The following is an 8,300-nucleotide window of genomic DNA, read 5'->3' on the forward strand; positions in this document are numbered from 1 at the left end:
CGGGAGCGGCGGCATAGGCGGCAGGTGTCGCCGCGGCATAAGCGTTGCCCGGGGAGCCGGTGAAACTCGCGCGCAGCGCGCTGATCGCCCCACCGGAATCGGCTGTCGGCGAGGGATAATAAGAAGGCTGGCCGTAGGCCATGGCGTCGAGGTCGCTGCGCGGATCCATCGCAACCTGCGAACCCGTCTGCATGCAACCCGCAAGCGCGAGCGCGGCCATGGCAGCCGTAAGCGGCAATAAAAGCGCGCGCGTTACTCGCAACTGAGCTGTCCTATTTAACGAAACGGCCTCAGTCTTGCACTCGTTATGGTTAACAAATCGTTTTTTCGCACGCGGTCCGTCTGGGATGAAAGCGGCCGGAAGCACCGGCCGCTCTCCAGGCGGATGCGATCAGGCGGTGACGCCTGTCGGAAGCGGGCAGGACACGCCGGTCCCGCCCAGCCCGCAATAACCCGCCGGGTTCTTGGCGAGATACTGCTGATGATAGTCTTCGGCGAAATAGAACGGACCCGCCGGTGCGATTTCGGTCGTGACGGTGCCGAGACCTTTGGCCGCAAGCGCCTTCTGGTAGGCGGCTTTCGAGGCGACCGCGGCATCGCGCTGCGCATCGCCATAGGTATAGATCGCGGAGCGATATTGGGTGCCGACGTCATTGCCCTGGCGCATGCCTTGCGTCGGGTTGTGGCTTTCCCAAAATGTCTTCAGCAACTGATCGTAGGAGATCTTGGCCGGGTCAAACGCCACGAGCACCACTTCGGTGTGACCGGTGCGGCCTGAACAAACCTCTTCATAGGTCGGGTTTTTGGTGTGGCCGCCGGCATATCCAACGGCAGTGACGTAAACGCCATCGCCGCGCTCCCAGAACTTGCGCTCCGCGCCCCAGAAGCAGCCTAGTCCGAACACCGCTTGCTCGAGGCCCGCGGGGTAGGGCGGCTGCAACGGATGACCGTTGACGAAGTGCCGCGTCGCTGTCGGAATTGGATCGGCCCGGCCTGGCAGCGCCTCGGCGGCATCAGGCAAAGTGGTGGTCTTGCGCATGAAGAGCATGGGTTACCTCCTTGAACGGACGTTTCCGATCCCGGCGACGACAAGCCGCAGACCTAATATAGGTCGGTACGCGAAATCCGGCAGCCCTGTTACGGTGCGGCTAGCGTCAGTCCCTGGAGTAGCCGATCAACGGCTTCTTTGGCCGGAACAGCAGCATCAGCAAGATCCCGAGCACCGCCATCACGGCAAAAACCGGCTGATCGAGGATGACGCGAACCACATTGTTCCAGAGCCAGGGCGAATGAGCTTCTACCCAGGCCCGAAAGGCTTGCTGGCTGGATTGATGGACGTCATTCCAGAACTCGCCAAAGCGAGTGAAGCGCAGCGTGTTGTCGGCAACGTATCTTGCCCCGTCATAGACCATGAAGATGAACCCGCCGGCCAGCAGCAGTAACCCCACCAGACGGAAAAAGCCGCGGATCATGCCTCACCCATTATATGCCGTGTCCCATCGCTGTCAGCCATTAGCGGTGCGGTGGCGGAAATTCAACCTCGTCAGCATCTTATCGGCAAATACCGCCCGGTCCGGAGCCCCGGCAGACCGTGGAAGCCGTTGACGCTGCATCCTGCGGCCTCTATAAGACCCCTCAATTGGCGGCGGGCGCAATCCCGCCGCCGCTGTTCTTTTGAGCGCTACTGCCGGAGCACACGTTTCCGGTGAGGCATTCTCGATAGAGCACCCGAAAACAATCAGCGTCGATCAGGCAAACCGTGGGTCATCATTTCGCCCACCCGCGATCGGTCACTGCCGAAGGACATTTGAGAACATGGCCAATACGACTTCCGCCAAAAAGGCGACGCGCAAGATTGCCCGCCGCACCATCGTCAATAAATCGCGCCGGACCGAGATGCGCAGCTCCGTGCGCTCGGTCGAAGAGGCGATCAAGCGCGGCGACCGCGACGCAGCGCTCAAGGCGATGGCGGGCGCCGAGCCCGAGTTGATGCGCGCAGCGCAGCGCAACATCGTTCACAAGAATGCCGCGAGCCGAAAGGTTTCACGGCTTGTGCATCAGATCGCCAAGCTGGCCAAATAAGCCAGCCGAAAGCAACGACTGCAAAAGCCCGGCATTGCCGGGCTTTTGTTTTTTGCGGAGTCCTTCCAGGCTGGCAAAAACTCTTCCGTGCTTTTGCGGACGGCGGAAGGTTGCGGAAGCCAGTGCTTTTACGGGAAGTGAAAGCGCGGCCTGCGCGTTGAGGGACGTATCTTCGAAAAATCCCTGCGGCCGTCGGGTGCACTGCGATTTCGAAAGGTTACCCTTGTTCGACGAGCAAAAAAAAACGCGTTTGCGTAGTCACTTATCGGCATAGCGATAGCGGGTTGTTTGAAAATTCGCTCCCAACTCCGTCAAACATGACCAATTTATGATTTTTATTTTTGGTGTGGCCCGAAATATGACAGCGGCTTTTTGTTTCGAATCTCCGCACAGATTCAAAACGTTGCAGCTTTGCAGGAAAACCGCCTGCCGATTGGCCGAAACGCCAAGTTGTTTTTGCAAGCGATGAAGCTGAATCATTTTCGTTGCGGGAAATGAGGCTTGCTGTATCTCTTAGATCGTTCGCAGCGCCCACGGCTCTTGAGACCAGCGCGGATTAAGGACAGGGGCGGACGTGCAAATCGGCGGCGGTGTGCGCGTTAGCGACGCTCTCCAAGCGATCGTTGAGTTCTAGCCTGTAGTAATATGGGTAAGGCAGTTCTGTGTCGAAATTTCTCAAGGCGATGCGTTCGTGTTTCGCCGGCTAACAAGAGAGATACGAAACAGTCAAACCGGCGGCGAGGATAGCGAAGCGAACGAGCAGACGAGGGTGAGGGCGGGCGGAACGAGTGGCGTAGCGGCTTGAACGGTGTTTCAGTTTCGGGCGCCGCCGGTCAGTTTTGAGACGATTGGATTGACTACTTGCTGCGCTCGGTCGCGGCAGGAGGGGGAGGCAGCATGTCTTACAAAATCATTCGAATTTTTGATCTCGGTTCAATTGCGAACAACGGTGCGTCGAACATCGAGGCATTGAACAATGCCTTGGAGGCCGTCGGCGCACAGCCTCCCGCGCGAACTCCGGACCGACCGTCGAGTACGCGCTAGCCTCGCGAAGCTCCTCTTCAAGCCCAAGACCTACCTGACGGCGTTTCGCCGAACGGCCGGACTGTGCCTGAAACAGGCTTCGCGCAAGGCTTTGCTCCCGTGCGGCACATGCACGGTGGATCCACCATCACCATCAGCATCAGCAGATTTCTTCATGACACACACAGAAAAGCTTCAGGCAATGACAAATATCGAGCAGGACCGTTGGTCGCGTGTGAAAGGAAGGTTGCGTTCGAGCGTAGGTGAAGACGTCTACACGAGCTGGTTTGCCCGGATGGATCTGGAAAGCGTGCAGGATGAAAGCGTCCATCTTTCGGTTCCGACGCGCTTCCTCAAGAGCTGGATTCAGGCGCATTACGCGGAGCGCGTTCTGTCCTGCTGGCAGACCGAAATGCCCAAGGTGCATCGGATTGATCTTTCCGTGCGCACGGCGATGCGCTGCGCCGCGCCGGCCAAGGACGCCGCCCATGCCCAGCTTGACCAGCGCCGCGTCGAACGGTCGGATAACCGCCCGGCGGTAGAACTGCGCTCGGTGGCGATCGCGCCGGTTTCGGCCAGCCACGATGCGCTCGGCGGTTCGCCGCTCGATCCGCGTCTGACGTTTGCGAGCTTCGTCATCGGCCGTTCGAACACGCTTGCCCATGCGGCGGCGCGTCAGGTAGCCGAAGGACGCCGCGGCGATCCCGTGATGTTCAACCCGCTCTATATCCAAGCCGGCGTAGGGCTCGGCAAAACCCACCTGTTGCAGGCGGTGACCTGGGCCGGCAATTCCGGCAGCGAGCGCAAGGTGCTGTACCTGACAGCCGAAAAATTCATGTACGGCTTCGTCGCGGCGTTGAAGACGCAGACGGCGTTGGCCTTCAAGGAAGCCTTGCGCGGCATCGATGTGCTCGTGATCGACGACCTGCAATTCCTGCAAGGCAAATCCACCCAGGCCGAATTCTGTCATACGCTGAACGCGCTGATCGATGCCGGACGTCAGGTCGTGATCGCGGCCGATCGTCCGCCCTCCGATCTTGAAAGCCTCGATGACCGCGTACGCTCGCGGCTCGCCGGCGGCCTGGTCGTGGAAATGGGATCGCTCGGCGAGGAACTGCGGCTCGGCATTCTCAAATCGCGCGTCGCCGCCGCCCGCGCCCATCACGCGAGCTTCGATGTGCCCGAGCAGGTGCTGGAATATCTGGCCCGCACCATCACGCATAACGGCCGCGATCTCGAAGGCGCCGTCAACCGCCTGCTGGCGCACAGCAAGCTCAACTCGCAGCCGGTGACGCTGGAGATGGCCGAGCGCGAGGTGCGCGACCTGGTCCGTCCGCAGGAACCCAAGCGGATCAAGATCGAGGACATTCAAAGAGTGGTGGCCCGCCAATACAATGTCAGCCGTTCCGACCTGTTGTCATCGCGTCGCACGGCCAACGTCGTTCGCCCCCGGCAGGTGGCGATGTATCTGGCCAAAACCCTGACGCTGCGCTCGTTGCCGGAAATCGGCCGCCGGTTCGGCGGGCGTGATCACACCACCGTGCTGCACGCCGTCCGTAAAATCGAGGCTCTGGTCGCCAAGGACGTGTCGCTGTCGGAGGAGGTCGAGTCCTTGAAGCGGCAATTACAGAGCGAGTGAGCGACGGACACTCCCGTCCCCCTCGAGCGGGGAAAGGACGGTCAGGGTTCCAGGGCTGACAGCGGGCCTTTTTCAAGAGGCGCCAAAACGTGGGGAACGGGGAGCCGCCTCTCTTGCGCTTGCGGGCCATCCGCGCCACCTTGGGGTCCCCCCAAAGGCTTGATCAAATCCAGCTTTGATCGGGTTTTGGGGTTCAGATGCCGCGGCGCGCCTTCGGGGCCGCCCGGCTTTTCCATCTTCGGATCAGGCGGGTGTGGCTATGAAGGTTACCGTCGAACGTGCGCAACTCCTGAAATCGTTGGGCCACGTCCATCGCGTGGTCGAGCGGCGCAATACCATTCCGATCCTCGGCAACGTGCTGGTCCGGGCCGAAAACGCGCGGTTGTCGCTGAAGGCGACCGACCTCGATCTGGAAGTCACCGAGACGCTTGCGGCTGAGACGGCGACCGCCGGCTCGACCACGGTTCCGGCGCACATGTTCTACGACATCGTGCGCAAGCTGCCCGACGGCGCGCAAATCGTGCTGGAGGGCGATGGCGACCGCTCGGTGCTGGCGATCCGGGCCGGCCGCTCACGCTTCACACTGCAGACGCTGCCCGAGAACGATTTTCCGGATCTCGCCGCCGGCGACATGACGCATTCGTTCACGCTTGCGGCCGCCGACGTCAAACGGCTGATCGACCGGACGCAGTTTGCGATCTCGACGGAAGAGACCCGCTATTATCTCAACGGCATCTATCTGCATTCGGCTGGCACCGCCAAGGCGGCGACGTTGCGCGCGGTGGCAACCGATGGCCATCGCCTGGCCCAGATCGATTTGCCGCAGCCAAAGGGAGCGGCAGGAATGCCGGGCGTCATCGTGCCGCGCAAGACCGTCGGCGAGGTGCAGCGCCTGATCGAGGATAATGAGGCCGAAGTCAAAATTGAGCTGTCGCAGGGCAAGATCCGCCTCACCATCGGCAACGTGGTTCTGACCTCGAAGCTGATCGATGGCACCTTCCCCGACTACGGCCGCGTGATTCCGCAAAACAACGACAAGGAACTCGTCGTTGACAAGAAGGATTTCGAGGCGGCGGTCGACCGCGTCTCGACGATCTCAAGCGAGCGAGGGCGGGCGGTGAAACTTGCCCTGTCGGCAGGCCGGCTGGTGCTGTCGGTCACTAATCCTGATTCGGGAAGTGCGACGGAAGAACTCGAAGTCGAATACGCCTCCGATCCGCTCGATATCGGATTCAACTCACGCTATTTGCTCGACATCGCCGCCCAGATCGAGGGTGAAGTCGCGGTCCTGCGGTTGGCCGACCCCGGTTCGCCGACGCTCATACAGGACAAGGATTCCAAGGGCGCGCTCTATGTGCTGATGCCGATGCGGGTGTGATTGACACCTTTCCCGCAAGGGAAGGGGGAAGAAAGATCACATGACCCCATCCCGCATTCATCGCCTGACGCTGACGCATTTCCGTAACTACCGCGCGGCGAGTCTTGAGACGCGCGGTGACGTCGTCGTGCTGGCGGGACCGAATGGCGCGGGAAAAACCAACTGCATTGAAGCGATTTCATTCCTGTCGCCGGGCCGCGGATTGCGCCGCGCCAACCTGGAGGACGTCGCCGACAACCAGGGCGACGGCTCGTGGGCGGTTTCAGCGGAAGTCGAGGGCGCGTTGGGGCTGGCGACGCTCGGCACGGGCATCGATGCTCCAATCGCAGACGCCTCAATCAGCCGGCGCTGCCGGATTGATCGCGAACCGGTGGCCTCGGCGACGGCGTTCGGCGATCACCTGCGAATGGTGTGGCTGACGCCCACGATGGATGGGCTGTTTCTGGGGCCGGCGTCTGAGCGGCGGCGTTTCTTCGATCGGCTTGTGCTCGCCATCGACAGCGAACACTCGGCGCGGGTCTCCGCGCTCGATCGCTCGTTGCGTTCGCGCAACCGGCTGCTGGAAGTGCGCAACTACGACGATCACTGGTGCGACGCGATCGAGCGCGAAACGGCCGAGCTCGCGGTTGCGGTCGCGGCGATGCGTGGCCAGACCGCGGCAAGACTTGGCGCGATGCTGCGGGCCCGCGGCGAAGCCTCGGCCTTTCCCTCCGCAGAGATTGCGCTCGATGGCTGGATGGAAAACGCGCTGATGTCGGAACCGGCGACGTCGGTGGAGGATCGCTACCGGGACATTTTGCGCAATAACCGCGCCCGCGACGCCATCGCCGGGCGCACCCTCGACGGGCCGCACCTCACCGATCTGCAGGTCGTCTACGCGCCGAAAAACATGCCGGCGCGCGATGCTTCGACCGGAGAGCAGAAAGCACTCTTGATCGGCCTGGTGCTCGCGCATGCCGGTCTGGTCGCGGATATGACCGGCATCACTCCACTGCTGCTGCTCGACGAGGTGGTGGCGCATCTCGATCCGCGCCGCCGCGCGGCGCTGTTCGATGAGCTCTCAAAGCTCGGCGCGCAGGTATGGATGACCGGCGCGGATCCTGCGGCGTTTGCCGATGTCGGCCCGTCCGGCGAAATCTTCAACGTCGAATCCGGCGAAATTACTCCTCGCGCCTGACGCCCAAGCGAGTGGAAAACTTCGCTTTGGGCGGGGTGGAATCGGCATGCGAATCGCGCTTTTACCGGGTCGCCGAATCGGTCCGCCGAGGGCTTGAAAAACCTCTTAAAAATCCCATATTTTCAATATCTTGCGGGTCCAGACTTTGCGCTAGGCGCGCTTCACCTTTCATGGCAGAAATACAACCAATCAGCCCCTCGTTGCGCGGCTGATTCGTGGAAATTCCAAAGGCCTCACATGACAGAACCTGCGCGGCAACCGATCGCCGACAACGAGCCTCCCATTCCTGCTGAATATGGCGCGGAATCGATCCGGGTGTTGAAGGGGCTCGATGCCGTTCGCAAGCGGCCGGGCATGTATATCGGCGACACCGACGATGGCAGCGGCCTGCACCACATGGTGTACGAGGTCGTCGACAACGCCATCGACGAGGCGCTCGCGGGCCATGCGACCGCCGTTGAGGTCGTCCTCAATGCGGATGGATCCGTCACGGTGCGCGACGACGGCCGCGGCATCCCAGTCGATATCCACAAGGGCGAGGGTATTTCAGCTGCCGAAGTCATCATGACGCAGCTGCATGCGGGCGGAAAATTCGACCAGAATTCCTACAAGGTTTCCGGCGGTCTGCACGGCGTCGGCGTTTCCGTCGTCAACGCGTTGTCGAGCAAATTGCAGCTCAAGGTCTGGCGCGACGGCAAGGAACATCTCATCGAATTCGTCCACGGCGATGCGGTTGCGCCGCTGAAGGTCGTCGGCGACGCTCACGGCAAGCGTGGCACCGAGGTGACGTTCCTCGCCTCCACCGAAACCTTCACCAACGTCGAATACGATTTTGCAACCCTCGAACATCGCCTGCGCGAACTCGCTTTCCTCAATTCCGGCGTCAACATCGTGCTGTCCGACATGCGGCATGCGGTCGAGAAGCGGGAGGCGATGCATTACGAGGGCGGCGTCGAGGAATTCGTCAAATATCTCGACCGCAACAAGAAGGCGATGGTGCC

Annotated in this window: 7 protein-coding genes and 1 pseudogene; 5 read left to right on the forward strand and 3 right to left on the reverse strand. The window is 61.4% G+C overall.

Annotation, left to right across the window (positions count from 1 at the left end; translation table 11 throughout):
* From WB528_RS15345 to WB528_RS15355, 3 genes and pseudogenes are all read right to left on the reverse strand, one after another.
* Positions 1-262, reverse strand: a pseudogene (locus WB528_RS15345) (polysaccharide biosynthesis/export family protein); the annotation flags it as partial.
* 129 nt (positions 263-391) lie between these two features.
* The gene (msrA, locus tag WB528_RS15350; protein WP_423889264.1) at positions 392-1,048 is read right to left on the reverse strand and encodes a peptide-methionine (S)-S-oxide reductase MsrA; all 657 of its coding nucleotides are present in this window, start codon (positions 1,046-1,048) and stop codon (positions 392-394) included.
* Positions 1,049-1,154: 106 nt separating this feature from the next.
* Complete coding sequence (locus WB528_RS15355; RefSeq protein ID WP_423889265.1) at positions 1,155-1,472, reverse strand: hypothetical protein; 318 nt, start codon at positions 1,470-1,472, stop codon at positions 1,155-1,157.
* Positions 1,473-1,815: 343 nt separating this feature from the next.
* On the opposite strand from WB528_RS15355, the gene rpsT reads away from it, so the two are divergent.
* The 5 genes from rpsT to WB528_RS15380 form a co-directional block, all read left to right on the forward strand.
* Positions 1,816-2,082: a 30S ribosomal protein S20 gene (rpsT, locus tag WB528_RS15360; RefSeq protein WP_423889266.1), complete on the forward strand. Its 267-nt coding sequence runs from the start codon at positions 1,816-1,818 to the stop codon at positions 2,080-2,082.
* Between the two features lie 1,225 nt (positions 2,083-3,307).
* Positions 3,308-4,744: a chromosomal replication initiator protein DnaA gene (gene dnaA / locus WB528_RS15365; RefSeq protein WP_423889270.1), complete on the forward strand. Its 1,437-nt coding sequence runs from the start codon at positions 3,308-3,310 to the stop codon at positions 4,742-4,744.
* Between the two features lie 259 nt (positions 4,745-5,003).
* Positions 5,004-6,122: a DNA polymerase III subunit beta gene (gene dnaN / locus WB528_RS15370; RefSeq protein ID WP_423889267.1), complete on the forward strand. Its 1,119-nt coding sequence runs from the start codon at positions 5,004-5,006 to the stop codon at positions 6,120-6,122.
* A gap of 40 nt (positions 6,123-6,162) precedes the next feature.
* Positions 6,163-7,299, forward strand: coding sequence for a DNA replication/repair protein RecF (gene recF, locus WB528_RS15375; RefSeq protein ID WP_423889268.1), 1,137 nt, complete (start codon positions 6,163-6,165; stop codon positions 7,297-7,299).
* Positions 7,300-7,536: 237 nt separating this feature from the next.
* Positions 7,537-8,300: ATP-binding protein (locus WB528_RS15380; RefSeq protein WP_423889269.1), on the forward strand; the 764-nt coding region annotated here is incomplete at its 3' end.

The sequence above is a fragment of the Bradyrhizobium sp. genome (assembly GCF_049586575.1).
Lineage (GTDB): Bacteria > Pseudomonadota > Alphaproteobacteria > Rhizobiales > Xanthobacteraceae > Bradyrhizobium.